Raw genomic sequence first — 19,567 nt, 5'->3', positions numbered from 1 at the left:
TCAGCCCTTCTGCCCACTGATCAGGCGTTCGCTGACCCGGTGGAACTCTTCGCCGTAGCCGGCCTGGTCGGTGCGGGCCAGCCCGGCGACCTCGATCACGGTACCCGGGTCGTCGTCGGTCCCCGGCTGCACCCGCACCCACAGCCGGCGGCGCTTGACCAGCAGGGAAGCGCCGAGGCCGACGAACATCGCGATGGCGAAACCGAGCACGAACCCCTGCGTGGGGTCGTGGGAAATCTGCAGCGAGACCCACTGGCCGACACCGTCGAAGCGGACCTTCGTGCCGTCGTCGAGCTTGATCTCCTCGCCGACGTTGAGGTTCTGGCGGGCGATCTTCTTCAGCCTGCCGTCGTCGACCCGCGTCTGGTCGACCTCGAAGACCGACTGGCCGCGCCCGGAGTCCAGGCCGAGGTCGCCGCGCAGGACGTCGACGGCGACCGCCGGGTCGTTCGCCTCGGGCGCCGACGACGTCAGGACGTTGCCGTGCAGGAACGCCGTCGGGGCGAACAGGCCGGTGATGGCCAGCTGGCGGGTCCGCCGCTGCACCTCGTCGGTGATGCCCGGCTGGTCGAACTTCGTCGCGCCTTCGGCGAGCATCGTGGCCGGGTCGACCGTGCGCCACTGGGTGTTCTGGGTGCGCTGCGAGCCGTCCGGGAAGGTGACCGTGAACTTCGGCGAGTAGCCGTGGCCGAGCAGGTAGACGCGGTCGCCCGCGGTCCGCAGCGGCGAGTTGACCTCGAGGCCGTACGGGCGCCAGGTGCCCGTCTCGAGGTCCGGGCCGGACTGGTACTCGATGTTCGAGTGGTAGTAGTCCGGCTGGCCCGACTCGGTGTAGCGCGCGGTGAAGTCGTTGACCTTCACGCAGAACGGGTCGAGGTCGGTGCCGTCGACGCGCAGGCCCGCGTTGAAGGAGTCGTAGTTGTAGATGCCCGCGTTGCAGAAGCTGTCGCCGTCGGCCTGGACGATGACCTGGCCCTCGTAGCCGTAGAGCTTGCCGAGGGCGAAGAACACGATCAGGCCGAGCATGCTGAAGTGGAACAGCAGGTTGCCGGTCTCGCGCAGGAACCCGCGTTCGGCCGAGATGGTCCGGACACCCCCGGCTTCCTCGCGTTCGACGCGGCGCCAGCCGGCGAGCTGCCGGTGGGCGGCGGCGATCTCGGCCGCGACGTCGGTCTTGCCCCGGCCGAGCCGGTAGTGCGGCATCCGGGCCAGGTTGCGCGGCGTCAGCACCGGCTTCGCGCGCATCGCCCGGACGTACTCGAAGCTGCGCGGGGTCAGGCAGCCCACCAGCGAGACCATCAGCAGCAGGTAGATGGCCGAGAACCAGATGCTGGAGTAGACGTCGTAGAACTCGAGCTTGTCGAGCAGCGTCCCCCACCAGCCGTGGGCGGTGATGTACTCGTCGACCTTGGGCGCGTTGAGCTTCCGCTGCGGCAGGAGCGCGCCCGGCAGGGCGGCCAGCGCGAGGAGGAACAGCAGGACGAGCGCGGTGCGCATCGACGTCAGGCCGCGCCAGGTGTTGCGCAGGAAGGCGAAGGTCCGCTTCGCGGGCGTCGGTCCCGGCGGCGTCTTGGGGGGTGCCTCCGTGGTCGTCACAGCGGCAGCTCCAGGGTGCCGGTGAACTCGTTGCGGAGCCAGCCCATCAGATCCCCCCAGACGCCGGTGACCAGCAGGATGCCGACGGCCAGCAGGAGCACGCCGCCGAAGATCTGCACCTGGCGGCCGTGCCGGCGCACCCAGTCGGTGGCGCGCACGGCCCAGCGGGCACCGAGCGCGATGAGCAGGAACGGCAGCCCGAGGCCGAGGCAGTAGACGGTGATCAGCAGGTACCCGCGGACCTCGGCGCCGCCGGTGGCGCTGGCCAGCGTCATGACCGCGGACAGCGTCGGGCCGATGCACGGCGTCCAGCCGAGCCCGAAGATCGCGCCGAGCAGCGGAGCGCTCCAGACCCCGCCGCGCGGCACGTGGTGCGAGCGGATCTCGCGCTGCAGGCCGGGGATCCAGCCGAGGAAGACCAGGGCCATGGCGATGGTCAGCACCCCGCCGAGGCGCTGCAGCAGGTCCTGGTTGAGCACGAGCGTGGCGGCGAGCCAGACGAGCGTGCCCAGCGTGGCGACGAACACGACGGTGAACCCGAGCACGAACAGCAAGGCGGCCCCGACAACGGCCCACCGCCCCTGCTTGCGCTCTTCATCGGCACTGACGGCGGGCGCCTCGGCCCCGACGAGCGCGGCGAGGTAGGCGAGGTACCCCGGCACGAGCGGCACGACGCAGGGAGAGGCGAAGGAGACGGCCCCGGCCAGCAGCGCGACACCCGCGGCGAGCAGCAGCGGCCCGGAGATCGCCAGCTCGGTCACGGAGTTCACCCCGTTGAGGGTAGGCAGTGAGGTCCTGGTGAGAACGCCGGGGCCGCTTCACAGGACCTCGGTCACAGCAGTTCAGGACCTTGGTCCCGGTGGCCCGGCCCGGTGCGGAGCGCGCGTCATTCGAACAGGTGCCGGTGGGCCCGGCTCCACTCGACCCGGGCCGCCAGCTCGTCGAGAAACCCCTCCGCCACCCAGTGGACCTGCGGCTGGAGCCCCTGCTCCGCCGCCCGGCGGACCTCCTCGATCCCGGACTGCTGGACGTCGAGCACCGCGTCGACCAGCCCCGCCGTCGACGTCAGGCCGTACGCCTCGGCGAACACCTCCACCCGGCGGCGCCGGTCGGGCGGCTCGGGGTAGCGGAGGGCGCGGAGGCATTCGGCGTCGTCGCGGAAGGGTGCCACGTACTCCAGCGCGTAGGCGACGTCGTGGCGCCGGGGCCCGGGCCGGGCGTAGTCCCAGTCCAGAAGCCCGACCGGCCGCCCGTCCCGCCAGACGGTGTTCCACGGGCCGAAGTCGCCGTGGCAGACCACCTCGCCGGTCCCGGTCCCGGTGCACCACGTCAGTTCGCCGGCGAGCCGGAAGCCGGCCACCGCGTCGTGATAGTCGCGCAGCAGCCGGGCGAAGGCGGCCAAGCCGGCGTCGCCGACCACCTGGGCCCAGCCCTGCGGGCCCGATTCGCCCGCCAGGTAGGTGAGCACCTCGCGGCCCTCGTCGTCGATGCCGAGCACCCGGGGCGCGGCGGGGAAGCCGACGTCCTCCAGATGCCGGAGCAGAGCGTGGACCGCGGGCGTCCAGGGGTGCACCGGGCGACGGACCGTGTCGCCGACGCGGACGACCCGGCGGTGCGGCTGGTCCTGCAGCAGCTCCTCGGCCGTCACCGGGTCAAGCTTCCGCGGTCAGCCGCTGCGCCACCGGGAGGAGGTCCTGGGCCAGCACCGGCCGCAGGAACACCGCCGCCACGCGGTGCTGCTTGTCCAGCACGATCGTCGACGGGATGATGTTCCTCGGGTAACCGCTCAGCTTGAGCAGCACCCGGCCGTCCGGGTCGTAGATCGACGGGTACGTCAGCTGCCGGTCGCGCACGAAGTCCTGGGCCACTTCGCGCGCCGGGTCGCGGACGTCGATGCCCACCACCTGCACACCCTGCTTGGCCAGCGACTCCATCTCCGGCGCCTCCGTGCGGCACGGCCCGCACCACTGGCCCCACAGGTTGAGCACCACGACCTTGCCCGCGTAGTCCGCCAGCGACAGCTGCTTGCCCTCGTTCATCAGGTCCTCGCCGGCCAGCACCGGGGCCGTCTGGCGCTGGGCGACGTCGTAGGTGATGTCGACCTGGCCGCCCGGGGAGACGAAGCTGAAGCTGCTCCCCTGGACCACCGCGTCCTTGCCCGTGCTGCAGCCCGCCAGGGCCAGCACCGCGAGCACCACCAGAAGCGACCTCATGCCCCGGTCACCTTCGGGTCGGTGGCGCCCGCGGGCTCGCTGTAGACGATCTCGCGCAGCTCGTCGCCGTCGAACACCAGCGACGTCAGGGACGCCAGCGAGCACTGGCGGCGGCGGGGGTCGTGCCAGAGGCGCTTGCCCTCGAGGAACCGCCGCAGCGTCCAGATCGGCAGCTGGTGCGACACGCACAGCGCTTCGTGTCCGTCAGCCGCCTCGCGGGCCCGGTGGACCGCGCCGAGCATCCGGTGCGCGATCTCGATGTAGGGCTCGCCCCACGACGGCTTGAACGGGTTGACCAGCTTCGGCCAGTGGCGAGGCTCCCGCAGCGCGCCGTCGCCGACCGCCACGTGCAGGCCTTCGAACTGGTTCCCCGCCTCGATCAACCCGGGATCGGTCGCGATGTCGAGCCGGTGCGCGGCGGCGATCGGGGCCGCCGTCTCCTGCGCCCGCTGCAGCGGCGACGCCACGACGTGCACGAGATCGTGCCCCGCGACGGCCTCGGCGACCGTCAGCGCCTGCCGCTGCCCGCGCTCGGAGAGCCGGTACCCCTCGAGACGGCCGTACAGGATCTTCTCCGGGTTGTGCACTTCGCCGTGACGCAGCATGTGGACGACGGTGGTCACTGGACGGCCTCCGCCGCCGCGCGCGCCGCCGCGGGCAGCGCCGCTTCGATCACCGAAAACGCTTCGTCGTCCATCGCCGCGTTGACGAACCAGGCCTCGTACGCGCTCGGAGGCGCGTACACGCCTCCGTCGAGCAACGCGTGGAAGAACGGCGGGAAGCGCCACGTCTCGGACGCCTGCGCGCCGGCGTAGTCGCGGACCGGAGCCTCACCGAAGAACACGCTCACCAGGTTGCCCGCGTACTGGACGTTGTGCGCAACCCCCGCTTCGCTCAGAGCGGCGTGGAAGAGGTTGCCGAGGCGCTTGGCGTTGGCGTCGAGAGCCGCGTACACGGCGTGGTCGGCCGCGCGCAGCGTCGCGAGGCCCGTGGCCACCGCGACCGGGTTCCCGGAGAGCGTCCCGGCCTGGTAGACCGGGCCGCCCGGCGCAAGCTTGGCCATCACGTCGGCGCGGCCGCCGAAGGCCGCCGCCGGGAGGCCGCCGGACATCACCTTGCCGAACGTGTAGAGGTCGCCGGCCACGCTGTCGAGGCCGAACCAGCCCGCGGCCGAGACGCGGAAGCCGGTCATCACCTCGTCCATGATCAGCAGCGCGCCGTGCTCGTGGGCGAGGTCACGCAGGCCCGCGTTGAAGCCGTCTTCGGGCGCGACCGCGCCCATGTTCCCGGCCGCCGCCTCGGTGATCACCGCGGCGATCTCCCCCGGGTTGTCCTCAAAGGACTTCCGGACCGCGTCGAGGTCGTTGTAGGGCAGCACCAGCGTGTCCGCAGCCTGCGCGCCGGTGACACCCGGCGACGTCGGCAGCCCGAGCGTCGCGACGCCGGAGCCGGCCTGCGCGAGCAGCGCGTCGACGTGACCGTGGTAACAGCCGGCGAACTTCACGATCTTCGTGCGGCCGGTGAAGCCCCTGGCCAGCCGGATCGCGCTCATCGTGGCCTCGGTGCCCGAGTTGACCAGCCGGACCCGCTCGACGGGCCCGACGCGGTTGATGATCTCCTCGGCCAGCTCGACCTCGCCGATCGTCGGCGTGCCGAACGAGAGCCCGGACGTCGCCGCCGTGCGCGCCGCCTCGACGACCGCCGGGTGCGCGTGCCCCAGGATCATCGGGCCCCAGGACGACACCAGGTCGACGTAGCGGTTGCCGTCGGCGTCCCACAGGTGCGGGCCCTCGCCGCGGACCATGAACCGCGGCGTGCCGCCGACCGAGTTGAACGCCCGGACCGGCGAGTTCACCCCGCCCGGGATGGCCGTCTTCGCCCGGTCGAACCATGCCTTGGACTGCTCGGTTCCAGTGCTCACCGGTCCATACTCCCAAACCCGCCTAAGATGGCGGGCAGCCGCCCGGGAGGGGAACAGCCGGTGACCGAACGCGCCCCGCACCGCAACCAGTGGCTCATGCTGGCCGGATTCCTGGGCGTCGTCGCCGTCGTGGCCGTGGTCGGCGGCCTGGCCGCCACGTCGGCGCGGGAGGCCTACGCGCGGCTCGAGCAGCCGCCGTGGGCACCGCCCGCGGCCCTGTTCGGTCCGGTGTGGACGGTGCTGTACGTCACCATCGCGGTGGCCGGCTGGCTGTACTGGCGGACCGACGGCGAGACGCGCGGGTTCGCCGCCTACGGCATCGGCCTGCTGTTCAACCTGCTCTGGACGCCGCTGTTCTTCGAGAGCGGCGCGGCCAGGGTCGCGCTGGCCGACATCCTCCTGCTGGACGTCGTCGTGGTGGTGACGATCATCCTGTTCGGCCGCCGGTCGAAGGCCGCCGCCGCGCTCCTGGTGCCCTACCTCGGCTGGATCCTCTACGCGACCACGCTCAACGCCGCGATCGTCGTCCTCAACTAGCGCGCGGCCTGCTGGGTGATGGCCTGCGCGGCGACCGTGCCGTCGTCGCCCGCCTGACCCTGGACGACGACCGCCGCGCCCGGCTTGAGGTCCGACAGCTTGCCCGGCTGGGTGACCCCGACCGTGGTCGAGTCCGATGTGGACACCTTGACGTCGTCGCCCTGCGCGGTCTTGACGTACACGGTGGTGCCGTCGACGCGGTCGATCGTGCCGGTGGTGCCGCGGCCGCCGCGGAACCCGCCGCCCTGCTGCCCGGCACCGGCTTGCTGGCCGCCGGTCCGGGCCTGGTTGCCGCCCGCGGTACCGCTCGGGCGGGCGGGCGTCGAGGAGCCGAACGCGGCGTGCGTCCAGGCGCCGCCGCCGAACGCGATCGCGAGCACGACGAGCCCGGCCAGCACCAGCGTGGTGCGCGAGAACGGCTTCGCGGCCCGGCGCATCTCGGCGTTCAGGTCGCCGTCGACCGCCGGGCTGGCGACGATCTCTTCCGCGTTCAGCGGGGTCGTGGCGGACGAAGACATGCGAAGACTCCTTATTCGTGACGCAGGGCGTCGATGGGCCTCAGCTTGGCGGCCCGGTTCGCCGGGAAACTGCCGAAGAACAACCCGATCAGGGCGGATACCGCGAAAGCGAGCAGGATCGACGACGGCACCACGACCGGCTTGATCCCGGAGATGGTGAACCGGCTGCCGATCACCCCGATGGCGACGCCGAGCAGCCCGCCGAACAGGCTGAGCATGGTCGCTTCGGCGAGGAACTGGCCGAGGATGGCCGCGCGCGGGGCACCGATGGCCTTGCGGATGCCGATTTCGCGGATCCGCTCGGTCACCGTGACCAGCATGATGTTGGTGACGCCGATGCCGCCGACCAGCAGGGAGATCGCCGCGACCGCGCCCAGCAGCACGGTGAACGTCTCGGTGGCCGACGTCCGGGTCGCGAGCAGCTGCTCGGAGTTCTGGATCTGGTAGTCCGGGGTGCCGCCGAGCCGGATGCCGTGGCGGGCGTTGAGGATCGCGGTGATCTCGGACTGCGCCAGCGAGACGGAGTCCGCGCTGGTGGCCTGGACGGCGATCTGGCTGAGGCTGCCGTAGCCGGCGAGGGAGTTCTGGACCGCCGAGATCGGCGCGATGGCGACGTCGTCGGCGTTCTGGAGGCCGGTGCTGCCCTTGGCCTGCAGCACGCCGATCACGGTGAACTGGATGCTGTTCAGCAAGACGTTCTTGCCGACCGGGTCGGCCGTGCCGAAGATCGACTCCGCCGTCGTCGGGCCGAGCACGACGACCTTCCGCGCGGCCGTCACGTCCTCGCCGGTGAACAGCTGCCCCTGGGCGAGTTCGCGGTTGGTCGTGGTGAAGTACGCGGGTTCGGTGCCGGCGACACTGGAGACGTCGTAGGACGTCTGCCCGTAGGTCGCGGTCGCCGTCGTGTTGACCACCGGCGAGGCGGCCTTGACGTCCGGGGCGCCGACGGGGTCGACGAGCGCGTGTGCGTCCTGCACGGTCAGCGGCCGCGCGGCCGTGCCCTGGCCGCCGCCGCGGGCCGGGGAGACGTTGACGACGTTGGTGCCGAGGCCCTGGATGCTGGCCGCGATGGCCGCCGACGCGCCGTTGCCCACCGCGACCAGCAGGATCACCGCGGCGACGCCGATCGTGATGCCGAGCGTGGTGAGGGCCGAGCGCAGCTTGTTCGCCGTGAGCCCGCGCACGGCGAACCGCAGGATCTCCAGCAGGTTCACGAGACCGCCCCCACCGCGCGCGTGACCTCGTCCGAGACGATCAAGCCGTCGTCCACCCGCACGACGCGGTGGGCGTGCTCGGCGACCTCGTCCTCGTGGGTGATGACGACGATCGTGCGGCCGAGGGAGTTGAGCCGGTCGAACACGCCGAGGACGTCCTCGGTGCTGCGCCGGTCGAGGTTGCCGGTGGGCTCGTCGGCCAGCAGCATCGCCGGGCCGGTGACCAGTGCCCGCGCCACCGCGACCCGCTGGATCTGCCCGCCGGAGAGCTCGCTCGGCAGGTGCTTGGCCCGATCGGAGAGCCCGACCATCTCCAGTGCCGCGAGCGCACGCCGCCGCCGTTCCGACCGGCAAAGTCCACTGTAGACCAGAGGTAGCTCCACATTGGACAAGGCCGAGGTGCGGGGCACGAGGTTGAAGGACTGGAAGATGAAGCCGATCTTCCGGTTGCGCAGCAGCGCCAGCTGCCGTTCGTTCAGCTTGCCCACGCCGAAACCGTCCAGGAGGTACCGGCCGGACGTCGGCACGTCCAGGCAGCCGAGCATGTTCAGCAGGGTCGACTTCCCCGAGCCGGACGCGCCCATGATCGCGACGTACTCGCCGGGCCACACGGTGAGGTCGACGCCGCGCAGCGCGTGCACCGCCGTCTCGCCTGCCCCGTAGGTCTTGCGCAGTCCGGAGACCGCGATCACCGGGTTCATCCGCGCCCGCCGAAGCCGCCGCCGGTGCCCGTGCCGCGCTGGCCGCCGCCCGGGAACCCGCCGGTGCCCCCGGTACCGGGGAACCCGCCGGTGCCGCCGCCCGTGCGTCCGGTGCCGCCGGTGGTGCCGGTCGAGGCCGTCGCGGTGAGCACGACGTTCTCGCCCTCGGTCAGTCCGGAGGTGATCTGGACGGTCGACTCGCCCCGCAGGCCGACCTGCACCTGCCGGGTGACGTTCTGCCCGTTTTCCTGGACGGTGACGAGGTTGGTGCTGCCCACGGTCTGCACCGCCGCGGCGGGCACGCTCAACGCGTTGTCGGCCTCGGCGACGGTGATCACGACGCTCGCCGACTGGCCGGGCCGCAGCCCGTCCGGCGGGCTGGTCAGGGCCAGCTGCGCGCCGTAGGAGACGACGCTGCCGCTGGTCGTCGGGGTCAGGTTGACGCTCGACACGGTGGCTTGGACCGGCTTGTCCGGCAGCGCGTTGAGCGTCACCGTGGCCTTCTGGCCGGCCTTGACCTTGCTGACGTCGATCTCCGCGACCGAGGTGTCGACGACCAGGCCGGTCAGGTTCGTGATGGTGATGAACCCGGAGCTGCTGGAGGAGGAAGACGCGGCCGAGCTGGAGTTCGACGACGAGCCCTGGCCACCCTGGCCGCTTCCGCTCGCCGACTGAGAAGTGGCGGAGGAGCCGCTGGAGGACTGCTGCCCGACGGTGCCGTTGATGGCGGTGACCGTCCCGGCGCCGGGCGCGTACAGCACGGTGTTGTCGAGCGCCTGCTGCGCGGTCTGGACGTCGAGCTCGGCCTGGTCGAGTTTCGCCTGCGCCGAGGTGACGTTGTTGGCCGCGTTGGCCTGCGCGTTCTGGCTGTTCTGCCCGGTGGCCGGGGTGGCTTCGGCCGTCTCGGCGGTGTCGAGGCCGTCCTGCGCAACGGCGAGGTTCGCCTTCGCAACCTGAAGCTGCTTCGCCGCCTGGGTGCTGTCGACCGTGGCGAGCTTCTGCCCGGCGCTGACGACGTCACCGACCTTGACGTCGATGGAGGTGACCTTGCCGGCCGTCGCGAAGTTCGCCGCGCCGGTGTAGCTGCTGGCGAGCGTCCCGGCGGCCGAGACGGTCTCGGTGACCGTCGCGCGGCGGACCGGGGTGCTGCGCGACTGCGCCTGAGCCGAGCTCGGTTCGGGGCTGAATGCCTGGTATATCCCGAATCCCGCCCCGGCCAGCAGCACGACCAGAGCTCCGTTGATCACCCATGCCTTCGAGGCACGCACGCGCGTCATGCGGCAACTTTGGTGCCGCTGCTTAGCAATGGACTGTTCGTTGCCTGTGCGCGAGCTGTGTATCAGGCCTTCGGCTTGGGGCTGCGCGCACGGATGGCGAGCGCGAGCTGACGCACCGCGTCGACCAGCAGCAGCGCGGCCACGGTCCCGAGCCCGATGGCGGCGGCGAGCAGGCCGCCGAAGTACCGGTGCGACTCCAGCACGGCGCCGTCTTCGGTGGTGGTGACCACGGTGGCGACGCTGTCGTGCCAGCACAGGAAGGCCACCCAGCAGGCGAGCCCGGCGAGCAGCACCTCCACGACGGCGACCAGCGTCCGCCACGGCTTGTGCAGCCTCGCCTGCGGGCCGGGTTCTTCCGGCGGCCAGAGCTCGGCCCCGGTGGGCTGCGGAAGGTCGATCACACCGGAGATTTTCTCATGCTTCGCGCGGGGTCGCCCGGACGAGCCGGTCCAGCGCGTCCCGCAGCGCCTCGACGTCCTTCGCCCACGCCAGCACGACCGTGCCGTCGGCCAGCCGCACCGGCAGCGAGTCGTACTTCCGCGGCACCGACCAGCCGCCCCCGAGCACCCGGGCGCCCACCGGTGTCCCCACGTCCGTCACCGAAGCGATGTCCGCGGCCGGCACCTTCTCGCGGCCCTGCCGCAGCTGCTCGGTCGTCACCTCCAGCGACAGGAACCGGCGGCGCGCGTACACCCACGGCATCGTGATGACGCACAGCGCGAACCCGACCAGCAGCCAGCCCACCACGTGCACCGGCCCGCCGGTGGCCAGCTCCGCCAGCGCGCCCACCAGGGCGAACACCGGACCCCAGCCGATCGCCGCCCAGCTCACGCCGGACTCGGCGTACAGCCGGTCACTCACAGCTTCTTGCCGACCTTGGGGAAGTAGCCGCTCACCGAAGGCAGGTACAGCAGCACCAGCGCGATCACGAACAGCAGCACCGCGACCAGCGTCAGGTACGTCAGCACCGGCGCGAACGTGAAGATGAGCAGCACCATCACGATCGGCAGCACGGTGAGCACCGTCCGGGCCGAGCGGGTGCCTTCGCGGGCCTTGTACGCGAACAGCAGGAACAGCAGCGTGAACACGATGGAGCCGACGAGGAGGAACCACAGCATCGCCGTGACGCCGTCCGCGATCATCTGCGGGGTGATCTTCGGGTCCTTGGTGCCCTCGACGTACCGGTCGATGACCGCGGACTTGCCCGCCATCAACTGGACGTACCCGAGGATCAGGATCACCCCGCCGGCCAGCCACAGCCAGAACGACACGGCCACCGGCCGCGGCGGCTTGGCCTTCGGGGCCCGCTCGCCGGGGAGCACCGGATCGGGCGACCGGCCCTGCTTGCGCCGTTCGTCGTCGGTCAGACCGGTGAGGTCGTCGTTCTCTGCCACGCGTGGACTCTAACGGGTCAGTCCAGCCAGGCAGCGGCCTCGGCGGCCCAGTAGGTGAGGATCAGGTCGGCGCCCGCGCGGCGGATCGACGTCAGCACCTCGAGGATCGTCCGCTCGCGGTCGAGCCAGCCGTTCGCCGCGGCGGCTTCGACCATCGCGTACTCGCCCGAGATGTTGTACGCCGCCACCGGCACCGGGGAGATGTCCGCCGCCGCCTTGATGACGTCCAGGTAGGACAGCGCCGGCTTGACCATGATCATGTCCGCGCCCTCGGCGAGGTCCAGCTCGATCTCGCGCAGCGCCTCGCGGCCGTTGCCCGGGTCCTGCTGGTAGGTCTTGCGATCGCCCTTGAGCTGCGAGTCGACAGCCTCGCGGAAGGGGCCGTAGAACGCGCTGGCGTACTTCGCGGAGTAGGCGAGGATCGCCGCGTCCTTGTGCCCGACCTCGTCGAGCGCCCGGCGGATGACGCCGATCTGGCCGTCCATCATCCCGGACGGCCCGAGCACGTGCGCCCCGGCTTCCACCTGCGCGATGGCCATCTGGGCGTAGATCCGCAGGGTGGCGTCGTTGTCGACCGCGCCGTCGGCGTCCAGGACGCCGCAGTGGCCGTGGTCGGTGAACTCGTCGAGGCAGGTGTCGGCCATCAGCACGGTGGCGTCACCGAGCTCGTGGCGCAGGTCGCGCAGGGCGACGTTGAGGATGCCCTTCTCGTCGACCGCGCCGGAGCCTTCGGCGTCACGCGTGGCCGGGATGCCGAACAGCATGAGGCCGCCGACACCGGCGTTGACCGCGTCGACGGCGGCCTTCCGCAGCGTGTCGCGGGTGTGCTGGACGACGCCGGGCATGCTCGAGATCGGCCGCGGCGCGTCGATCCCTTCGGCGACGAACATCGGGAGGATCAGCTGGCGTGGCCGCAGCGTCGTTTCGCCCACCAGCCTGCGCATGGCCGGGGTGGTGCGAAGCCTGCGGGGACGATGCTCGGGGAACACCCCTCCCAAGGTACTCCCGCGGCTTTTGCCGGAGTTCCGCAAGGGTGCCCAGCGGCGCCTCCCGAGCGGTGAGTGGCCCCCGGCTGGATCAGCGGCGCCGAACCCCAAGACAGGAATGACTCATTCCTGGCGTCCGATGCCAGGAATGAGTCATTCACCGCGTTGGAACTCAGGAGCGGCGGGCCCGCTTCGCCTTGCGCGGCGGCGGCAGGGCACCCTCGGCGCGCAGCCGGGCGGCGTGCTCGGCCAGCGCGTCCACCAGGTGCGGCACGTCCGCCTTCTCCGGCTGGACGTCGACCCGGAGCCCGAACTCCACCGCGGTCTCGGCGGTCTTCGGGCCGATGCACGCGACCAGCGTGCGGGTGTGCGGCTTGCCGGCGATGCCGACCAGGTTCCGCACGGTCGAGGACGAGGTGAAGCAGACCGCGTCGAAGCCGCCGGTCTTGATCATCTCGCGGGTCTCGGCGGGCGGCGGGGCGGCCCGGACGGTCCGGTAGGCCGTCACGTCGTCGATCTCCCAGCCGCGCTCGCGCAGGCCGGCCGACAGCGTCTCGGTGGCGATGTCCGCCCGCGGCAGCAGGACGCGGTCGACCGGGTCGAGGACGTCGTCGTACGGCGGGAACTCGGCCAGCAGGCCCTCGGAGGACTGCTCACCGGAAGGGACCAGCTCCGGGATGATGCCGAACGAGCGCACCTTCGCCGCGGTCGACTCGCCCACACAGGCGATCTTGACGCCGGAGAACGCGCGGGCGTCGAGCCCGAACTCCTCGAACTTCTCCCACACCGCGCGGACCGCGTTGGTGGAGGTGAAGACGATCCACTGGTAGCGGCCGTCGACCAGACCCTTGACCGAGCGCTCCATCTGCGCCGGGCTGCGGGGCGGCTCGACCGAGATGGTCGGCACCTCGTGCGACGTCGCGCCGTGGCCGCGCAGGCGCTCGGCCATCTCGCCGGCCTGCTCCTTCGTGCGCGGCACCAGGACCTTCCAGCCGTACAGCGCGCGGGACTCCCACCACGACAGCTTCGAGCGCTGCCCGGCGGCCTGGCCGATCGTGACGATCAGCGGCCCGACGAGCTCGCCGGCGTCGTTCGCGACCTTCTCGAGCGTGGTGTCGAGGGTGCGCTGGGTGTTGATGGTGCCGTTCGCGGTGACCGCGACCGGGGTCGACGCCGGGACGCCGTTGCCGGTCAGCGCCGAGGCGGCCTCGGCCAGGTGCGCCGACGTGGCGTGCAGCACCAGCGGGCCGGGCGCGGCGGCCAGTGCCGCCCAGTCGACGTCGCCGCGGACATCGACCTCGGTGTGCGTGCCGCCCAGCGCGACGCCCGCGTACGCCGGGACGGCCGCCGCCGGGGAGACCCCGGGGATGACGTCGAACACGGCGCTCGTGCGCGCGACCGCCTGGACCTCGGCCACCACGGCCGGGGTGGTCAGCGGGTCGCCCGCGACCAGGCGCAGCACCAGCCGGCCGGCCTTGGCCTCGGTGGTCAGGTCCTTGGCGACCTCGGCGGCCTCGCCGACGGCGGGCCGGACCTCGGCGCCCTCGGCGGCCATGGCCAGCACGGCCTGCGGCACGTCGGGGTCGGTCACCACGACCTCGGCCTTGGTCAGCAGCTCCTGGGCACGGACCGTGAGCAGGCCGGCGTCGCCGGGGCCGGAGCCCACGAACGCGACGCGCCCGGTGGTCTTTCGCGCGGGGGTCATCTGTGCGTTTCTCCTCTTGCGGCGACCGTGCACGATCGCGCGGCCGCAGATCTCCTACGTCTGGGAAAAGCGCTCGCGAGAGCGCTATCGGGCAGGGCCGGAGAGGGCTCCGGCTCCCAGGTCCAGCAGCTCGGCGGCCAGGTCCTTGCCCAGCTGGGCGGCCTGGTCCTTGTCGGCCAGCGCGGAGGCCCGGACCATGTCCACCGCGCCGTTCTCGCCTTCCGCGGCGGCGGTGCCGCGCAGCGAGATCCGTTCCACGACCTTGCCCTCGGCGTCGAGATCTTCGACGATCTCGGCGAGCGCGCCCACCGGCGCGCTGCACCCCGCCTCGAGCGCGGCCAGCAGCGCACGCTCGGCCGTCACCGCGGCCCGCGTGCCTTCGTCGTCCAAAGTGGACCTGAGCAGCTGCTCGAGGTCCACGTCGGCGGCCCGGCACTCCACCGCCAGCGCACCCTGCGCGGGCGCGGGCAGCATCTGGATCGGGTCGAGGGTCTCGGTGATCGCCTCGGCCCGGCCGATCCTGGCCAGTCCGGCACGCGCGAGCACCACGGCATCGAGCTCGCCGTCGGACACCTTGCGCATGCGGGTGTCGATATTGCCGCGAATCGGCACGATTTCCAAACCGAGACCCAGCGCCCGCAGCTGCGCGGTGCGCCGCGGGGAGCCCGTGCCCACCTTCGCGCCGGGCAGCAGCTCGCCCAGCGTCAGCCCGTCGCGCGCGACCAGCGCGTCCCGCGGGTCCTCGCGGGGCGGCACGGCGGCCAGCGTGATGCCCGGTTCGGGGGTGGTCGGCAGGTCCTTGTACGAGTGGACGATGACGTCGACCTCGTTGCGCTGCAACGCTTCCCGCAGCGCCGACGTGAAGACGCCGACCCCGATCGTGGGAATCGGCGCGGAGGACTGGTCACCGGGCGTGGTCACCTTGACGATCTCGACCTCGGCGCCGGTGGCGCGCAGGGCGTCGGCGACGGTCCCGGTCTGGGCGAGCGCGAGCTTGGAACCGCGCGTACCCATGCGAATGACTCTGGTCACTACTACTTCTTCTCTGAGGGGGGCTTCGGGCTCGCCACCGCGGCGGGTGCCTGCGGGTCGAGGCAGAACAGTTCTCGCAACGCGTTCGCGTAGTCGGTGTCGGCCGTCTCGGCGGCCAGCTGCTTGACCCGCACCGTCGGCGCGTGCAGCAGCTTGTCGACCACCCGGCGGACCGTGCGGCCGACCTCCTCGCGGACCGCGCCGTCCAGTCCGGGCAGGCGGTTGTCCAGCCGGAGCAGCTCGGCGTCGACGACCTCGGCCGCGCGGCGGCGCAGCGCGGTCACGGTCGGGGTCACCTCGGCGCTGCGCTGCCCGGCGAGGTAGTCGCGGACCTCGTCGAGGACGATCCCGGTCGCCTTCGCGGTCTGGCGCTCGGTGGTCGGCGTCCCGGCCTCGCGCATCCGGCGCTGGACGGTGGCCAGGTCGACCACCCGGACACCGGCCAGCTCGCCGACCTCCGGGTCGACGTCCCGCGGCAGGCCGAGGTCGCACACGACGAGCTCCCGGCCGCCGCGCGGCAGCACGTGCTCGGGGGTGAAGACGGCGTCCTGCGCGCCGGTGCAGCAGATCACGATGTCGGCGTCCCGCACGGCGCCGGCGACGCTGGTCAGGGGGATCGCGCGGGCCGGCACGCCCTGCTCGGTGACGTTCGCGGCGAGCCGGCGGGCGCGGGCGTCGGTGCGGTTGGCCACGGTGATCTCGCCGATCCCGGCCTTGCGCAGCTGCGACGCGCTGAGCGCGCCCATCGAGCCGGCGCCGACGATGACGGCGTGCTTGCCGGTGACGTCCCCGGCCGCGGCGAGCGCTTCTGAGACGACCGACGCGCCGAGCTGGTCGAGCCCGGTCTCGGTGTGCACCCGCTTGCCGACGCGCAGCGTGGTCTGGATCAGCTCGTGCAGCGTGCGCCCGACGGTGCCGGCCTCGCGGGCGGTGGCGTAGGCGGACCGGATCTGGCCGAGGATCTGCGTCTCGCCGACGACCATCGAGTCCAGGCCCGAGGTGACGGAGAACAGGTGCTCGACGGCGGCGCCGGCGTAGTGGACGTACAGGCTGTCGTAGAGCTCGGCGGGGGCCATCCCGGCCTGGCGGGCGAGCACTTCGGAGACGTCGTTGAGGCCGCCGTGGAAGGTCTCGACGACCGCGTAGACCTCGATCCGGTTGCAGGTCGAGACGAGCATGACCTCACTGATGTGCTCGGCCTGCTGCAGTTCGTCCAGGATCTTGCCGACTTCGGGAGCGGGCACCGCGACGCGCTCGAGCGTGCTCAGCTCCGCACTCCGATGCGAGAGACCGACCGCCAAGACGCTCATGAGCGCACCACCATTTCCCGTCCGCCGTCCGGACCCGAGCCGTTCCGCCTGCCGTTCCCATTCTCGGATGGGTGAACCGCACCGGGTAATCCGGAATTGCCCTGATTCCCGGCGTCGTCCGCACGGCGGGCCACATGGAACGAGAGTATCTGCAGCTCGACGGCCAAATCCACTTTGCGGACCTCGATGTGAGCAGGAACCTGCAACACGACCGGGGCGAAGTTGAGGATGCACTGGACACCACCCGCGACGAGGCGGTCACACACCGACTGCGCCGCGGTGGGCGGGGTGGCGATCACGCCGATGGAGATGCCGCGCTCGGCGCAGATCCGCGGGATGTCGTCCATGTGCGACACCGGGAGCCCGCCGACCGGCACACCGATCAGGTCCGGGTCCAGGTCGAACAGCGCTTCGACCGGGAAGCCGCGCCCCGGGAAGCCGCCGTAGTTGGCCAGCGCGTGACCCAGGTTGCCGATCCCGACCACGGCGACCTTGTGCTGCCGGGTCAGGCCGAGGATGCGTTCGATCTGGCTGACCAGGACGCCGACCTCGTAGCCGACGCCCCGGGTGCCGTAGGAACCCAGGTAGGAGAGGTCCTTGCGCAGTTTCGCGGAATTGACGCCGGCGGCCTGCGACAGTTCTTCGCTCGAAACGGTCGTCGCACCCTGTTCGGACATTCCGGACAGCACGCGCAGGTAGACGGCCAGCCGCGCGACGGCGGCCTCGGGAATGGACTTCGCCCGGACGGCCTCGGGGGCATCCCCGTTGCGGCCCGGCTCACCGGCGGGCACCGCGGGCATTTCGGCGGTGGGGGCGTTGTCGGCGTCGAGGCCGGCCGGACGGCGGGGCCGCCGGGACGCCCGGCCCGGGGAGTCCGCCGCGTCGCGCCTCCCCCGCTGTGTCACCACGCCGTAGTTCTCCTGCCCGCTGTGCACGTCTGGCGGCCATCGCCATTCGGAACTGTGTCTTGACCCAGGACCCGGAGTCCGGTTCGATACCGGCCCGTCCCGGGCGACAGCCCTACGGTAGACCACTTGTGAACGCACGCACAAAGTCACTGGTCGGAGGCCGTTCCGCAGGCCACGCGATCATGACACGGCGTCAGAATCCTTGTCCGGCAAGGCAGTTCGCGCGGACGGCCCGCGAGGGGACGTGCGGGCGCCGATCTTCGCCGCGCGGCGAACGGCCGGTCCCGCGCTGCGAGCGGCAGCCCTTGATCGGCCGCGCCCCGGTGCAGTGAATGACTCATTCCTGGCGTCGGACGCCAGGAATGAGTCATTCACTGCGGTAGGTGACGGGCCCGGACCTCAGCTCGCGTCGAGGGTGACCGAGTGCCAGCCGGTGGCGCCGTCCGGGACCGGGTCCGCGCGGTTCTCCGTCTGCGTGTAGCCGTCCTGGTCGGTGGCCCGGACCGAGGCCTGGTGCGTCCCCGCCGGCACGTCGAGCTCGATCCACCACATCCGCCAGGTGTCCTTGCTCACCTCCGCCGACAGCGTCGCCGCCCGCCACTCCCCCTGGTCCAGCCGGACCTCGACCTTCGCGATGCCGGTGTGCTGCGCCCACGCCGTCCCGGCCAGCCGGACCTTGCCCGCGCTCACCTTGGCGAAGCCGCTCGGCGTGTCGATCCGGGACTCGGTCTTGATCGGCGCCTGCTCGGCCCACCCGCGGCTCAGCCAGTACGCCTGCCGGGCGTCCCACCGGGTGAATTCGAGCGATTCGACCCACTTCGTCGCCGACACGTACCCGTACAGGCCGGGGATGACGATCCGCGCCGGGAAGCCGTGCTCGACCGGCAGCGGCGCGCCGTTCATCCCGATCGCCAGCATCGCCCCGCGGGTCCGGTCGAGGGCGACGTTCGCCGGCGTCCCGCACGTCCAGCCGTCGACGCTGGTGGCGAACATCTGCTGCGCGCCCGGCTGGACGCCCGCTTCGTCGAGCAGGTCGGCGAGGTCGACGCCGATCCAGGCGGCGTTCGAGATCAGCGGCCCGCCGACCTCGTTGGACACGCAGGTCAGCGTCACCCGGCGCTCGACCAGCGGCCGGTTGCGGATGTCGGCGTAGGAGAAGCTCACCTCGCGGTCGACCATCCCGTGGATCTTCAGGCTCCAGTCCTCGGTGCGGATCTGCGGCACGACCAGCGCGGTGTCGATGCGGTAGAAGTCGGCGTTCGGCGTGATGAAGGGCGGCGAACCGAGCTTCGCGAAGTCGGCGTCCGCGGGCAGCGGCGGCGCGGTGCGCGCGGGGACGAGCGGCCCGACGGCGGCCCGCGAGTCCTCGGCGTTCGAGCTGGTCCCGGCGACCTGGCCGACGACGGCCGCGAGGCCCGACCCCGCGGCCACCCCGACCCCGGCCCGCAGGAACTTCCGCCGGTCGAAGCCGCGGTCGTGGCCGACGTCGACGGGCAGCGCGAGCCGGTGCAGGAAGGTGAACACCATCAGGCCGGCGACCAGGGCGGCGACCGGCGCGAGCAGCGAAACCTGCCCGAGGTCGCTGCGCGCGTACACGGCCGCGACCCCGGCGGCACCGAGGAGGACGACGAGCACCTGCCCGGCCCGGGGCGTCCGGCGCGACAGCTGCCCGGCAAGCAGCGCGAACAGGACCAGCACCACGGCGAGCCCGAGCTTGAGCACCGGCTTGTCCCAGGTGCCCAGCGTCCGCTCGGCCCACTTCACGACGGCGGTCGGGCTGTGGTCGATCACGTAGTTCGCCACCGCGATGAACGGCGAGGCCGTGTACCCGACGAAGCCCGCCACCAGGTGCCCGACGCCGAGGGCGGCGGCCAGCGCGAGGAGGCCGATCAGCGTCGCGACCGGCAGCGAAAGGCGGCGCGTCTCCGGGGGCGCGTCCTGCAGAGTGCTCACGACTCCATCTTCGGAGCGCGAGCGGGCAGCGGCTGCCGGATCCCCCTTACGAGCCGGTTACGGCTGCAGAGCTCGCCGCAGCCGGTCCTCTTCGACGCGCCAGTAGCCGTGCTCGGCGCCGTCGACCAGGATCACCGGGACGCGGTCGCCGTACTCGGCCCGCCACTCCGGATCGGTGTCGACGTCCTCGGCCTTCCACGCGACGCCGAGCTCGCCGCAGATCCGGGCGACCTCGGCCTCGGCGACCTCGCAGAGGTGGCAACCGTCCCGGCCCATCACCGTCACTTCGTGCGCCATGCCGT

At 72.0% G+C, this 19,567-nt stretch carries 21 protein-coding genes; 1 reads left to right on the top strand and 20 read right to left on the bottom strand.

The window, feature by feature from the left end:
* The 6 genes from resB to hemL form a co-directional block, all read right to left on the bottom strand.
* Nucleotides 1-1,596 carry a cytochrome c biogenesis protein ResB gene (resB, locus tag ACFPLC_RS17235; protein WP_378189344.1) on the bottom strand — a complete coding sequence of 532 codons (1,596 nt, stop codon included), beginning with the start codon at nucleotides 1,594-1,596 and terminating at the stop codon, nucleotides 1-3.
* The gene (locus ACFPLC_RS17230; RefSeq protein WP_378189345.1) at nucleotides 1,593-2,366 is read right to left on the bottom strand and encodes a cytochrome c biogenesis CcdA family protein; all 774 of its coding nucleotides are present in this window, start codon (nucleotides 2,364-2,366) and stop codon (nucleotides 1,593-1,595) included. The genes resB and ACFPLC_RS17230 overlap by 4 nt, the downstream gene beginning before the upstream one ends.
* 116 nt (nucleotides 2,367-2,482) lie before the next feature.
* Complete coding sequence (locus tag ACFPLC_RS17225) at nucleotides 2,483-3,244, bottom strand: aminoglycoside phosphotransferase family protein (protein WP_378189346.1); 762 nt, start codon at nucleotides 3,242-3,244, stop codon at nucleotides 2,483-2,485.
* Between the two features lie 4 nt (nucleotides 3,245-3,248).
* Nucleotides 3,249-3,809, bottom strand: coding sequence for a TlpA family protein disulfide reductase (locus ACFPLC_RS17220; protein ID WP_378189347.1), 561 nt, complete (start codon nucleotides 3,807-3,809; stop codon nucleotides 3,249-3,251).
* Entirely contained in the window at nucleotides 3,806-4,432 is a 627-nt protein-coding gene (locus tag ACFPLC_RS17215; protein WP_191311455.1) for a histidine phosphatase family protein, read from the bottom strand. The genes ACFPLC_RS17220 and ACFPLC_RS17215 overlap by 4 nt, the downstream gene beginning before the upstream one ends.
* Nucleotides 4,429-5,730, bottom strand: coding sequence for a glutamate-1-semialdehyde 2,1-aminomutase (hemL, locus tag ACFPLC_RS17210; protein ID WP_378189349.1), 1,302 nt, complete (start codon nucleotides 5,728-5,730; stop codon nucleotides 4,429-4,431). The genes ACFPLC_RS17215 and hemL overlap by 4 nt, the downstream gene beginning before the upstream one ends.
* A 60-nt stretch (nucleotides 5,731-5,790) precedes the next feature.
* On the opposite strand from hemL, the gene ACFPLC_RS17205 reads away from it, so the two are divergent.
* A complete protein-coding gene (locus ACFPLC_RS17205; RefSeq protein ID WP_378189350.1) occupies nucleotides 5,791-6,267 on the top strand; it encodes a TspO/MBR family protein in 477 nt (158 codons plus the stop codon).
* On the opposite strand, the gene ACFPLC_RS17200 is transcribed toward ACFPLC_RS17205, so the two are convergent.
* The 14 genes from ACFPLC_RS17200 to ACFPLC_RS17135 all read right to left on the bottom strand — a co-directional run bounded on the left by ACFPLC_RS17200 (nucleotide 6,264) and on the right by ACFPLC_RS17135 (nucleotide 19,562).
* Nucleotides 6,264-6,785, bottom strand: a complete 522-nt coding sequence (locus tag ACFPLC_RS17200; protein WP_378189351.1) for a hypothetical protein — start codon at nucleotides 6,783-6,785, stop codon at nucleotides 6,264-6,266. The two genes, ACFPLC_RS17205 and ACFPLC_RS17200, sit on opposite strands and share 4 nt — an antisense overlap.
* Nucleotides 6,786-6,796: 11 nt before the next feature.
* A complete protein-coding gene (locus ACFPLC_RS17195) occupies nucleotides 6,797-7,999 on the bottom strand; it encodes an ABC transporter permease (protein WP_378189352.1) in 1,203 nt (400 codons plus the stop codon).
* A complete protein-coding gene (locus tag ACFPLC_RS17190) occupies nucleotides 7,996-8,700 on the bottom strand; it encodes an ABC transporter ATP-binding protein (protein ID WP_378189353.1) in 705 nt (234 codons plus the stop codon). Before ACFPLC_RS17190 ends, ACFPLC_RS17195 begins: the two co-directional genes overlap by 4 nt.
* A complete protein-coding gene (locus ACFPLC_RS17185) occupies nucleotides 8,697-9,977 on the bottom strand; it encodes an efflux RND transporter periplasmic adaptor subunit (RefSeq protein WP_378189354.1) in 1,281 nt (426 codons plus the stop codon). The genes ACFPLC_RS17190 and ACFPLC_RS17185 overlap by 4 nt, the downstream gene beginning before the upstream one ends.
* Before the next feature lie 62 nt (nucleotides 9,978-10,039).
* On the bottom strand, nucleotides 10,040-10,378 hold the full coding sequence (locus ACFPLC_RS17180) for a hypothetical protein (protein ID WP_378189356.1): 339 nt from the start codon (nucleotides 10,376-10,378) through the stop codon (nucleotides 10,040-10,042).
* Nucleotides 10,379-10,391: 13 nt separating this feature from the next.
* Nucleotides 10,392-10,838 (bottom strand): hypothetical protein, encoded by a 447-nt coding sequence (locus ACFPLC_RS17175; protein ID WP_378189357.1) that lies wholly within the window; start codon nucleotides 10,836-10,838, stop codon nucleotides 10,392-10,394.
* Nucleotides 10,835-11,371 carry a hypothetical protein gene (locus tag ACFPLC_RS17170; RefSeq protein ID WP_378189358.1) on the bottom strand — a complete coding sequence of 179 codons (537 nt, stop codon included), beginning with the start codon at nucleotides 11,369-11,371 and terminating at the stop codon, nucleotides 10,835-10,837. Before ACFPLC_RS17170 ends, ACFPLC_RS17175 begins: the two co-directional genes overlap by 4 nt.
* A 17-nt stretch (nucleotides 11,372-11,388) precedes the next feature.
* Complete coding sequence (gene hemB, locus ACFPLC_RS17165) at nucleotides 11,389-12,360, bottom strand: porphobilinogen synthase (protein WP_378189360.1); 972 nt, start codon at nucleotides 12,358-12,360, stop codon at nucleotides 11,389-11,391.
* A gap of 169 nt (nucleotides 12,361-12,529) precedes the next feature.
* Entirely contained in the window at nucleotides 12,530-14,062 is a 1,533-nt protein-coding gene (locus tag ACFPLC_RS17160; protein ID WP_378189362.1) for a bifunctional uroporphyrinogen-III C-methyltransferase/uroporphyrinogen-III synthase, read from the bottom strand.
* A gap of 84 nt (nucleotides 14,063-14,146) precedes the next feature.
* On the bottom strand, nucleotides 14,147-15,076 hold the full coding sequence (hemC, locus tag ACFPLC_RS17155) for a hydroxymethylbilane synthase (protein ID WP_378189364.1): 930 nt from the start codon (nucleotides 15,074-15,076) through the stop codon (nucleotides 14,147-14,149).
* A 20-nt stretch (nucleotides 15,077-15,096) separates the two neighbouring features.
* Nucleotides 15,097-16,404 carry a glutamyl-tRNA reductase gene (locus ACFPLC_RS17150; RefSeq protein WP_378189366.1) on the bottom strand — a complete coding sequence of 436 codons (1,308 nt, stop codon included), beginning with the start codon at nucleotides 16,402-16,404 and terminating at the stop codon, nucleotides 15,097-15,099.
* Entirely contained in the window at nucleotides 16,401-17,312 is a 912-nt protein-coding gene (locus ACFPLC_RS17145; protein ID WP_378189367.1) for a redox-sensing transcriptional repressor Rex, read from the bottom strand. The genes ACFPLC_RS17150 and ACFPLC_RS17145 overlap by 4 nt, the downstream gene beginning before the upstream one ends.
* Nucleotides 17,313-17,711: 399 nt before the next feature.
* Nucleotides 17,712-19,265, bottom strand: coding sequence for a molybdopterin-dependent oxidoreductase (locus tag ACFPLC_RS17140; RefSeq protein ID WP_378189368.1), 1,554 nt, complete (start codon nucleotides 19,263-19,265; stop codon nucleotides 17,712-17,714).
* A gap of 57 nt (nucleotides 19,266-19,322) precedes the next feature.
* The gene (locus tag ACFPLC_RS17135; protein ID WP_103351881.1) at nucleotides 19,323-19,562 is read right to left on the bottom strand and encodes a glutaredoxin family protein; all 240 of its coding nucleotides are present in this window, start codon (nucleotides 19,560-19,562) and stop codon (nucleotides 19,323-19,325) included.
* Between the last annotated feature and the right edge of the window lie 5 nt (nucleotides 19,563-19,567).

This window comes from Amycolatopsis plumensis (genome assembly GCF_042652605.1).
GTDB lineage: Bacteria > Actinomycetota > Actinomycetes > Mycobacteriales > Pseudonocardiaceae > Amycolatopsis > Amycolatopsis plumensis.
This window is presented reverse-complemented; position numbering and strand designations above follow the sequence as displayed.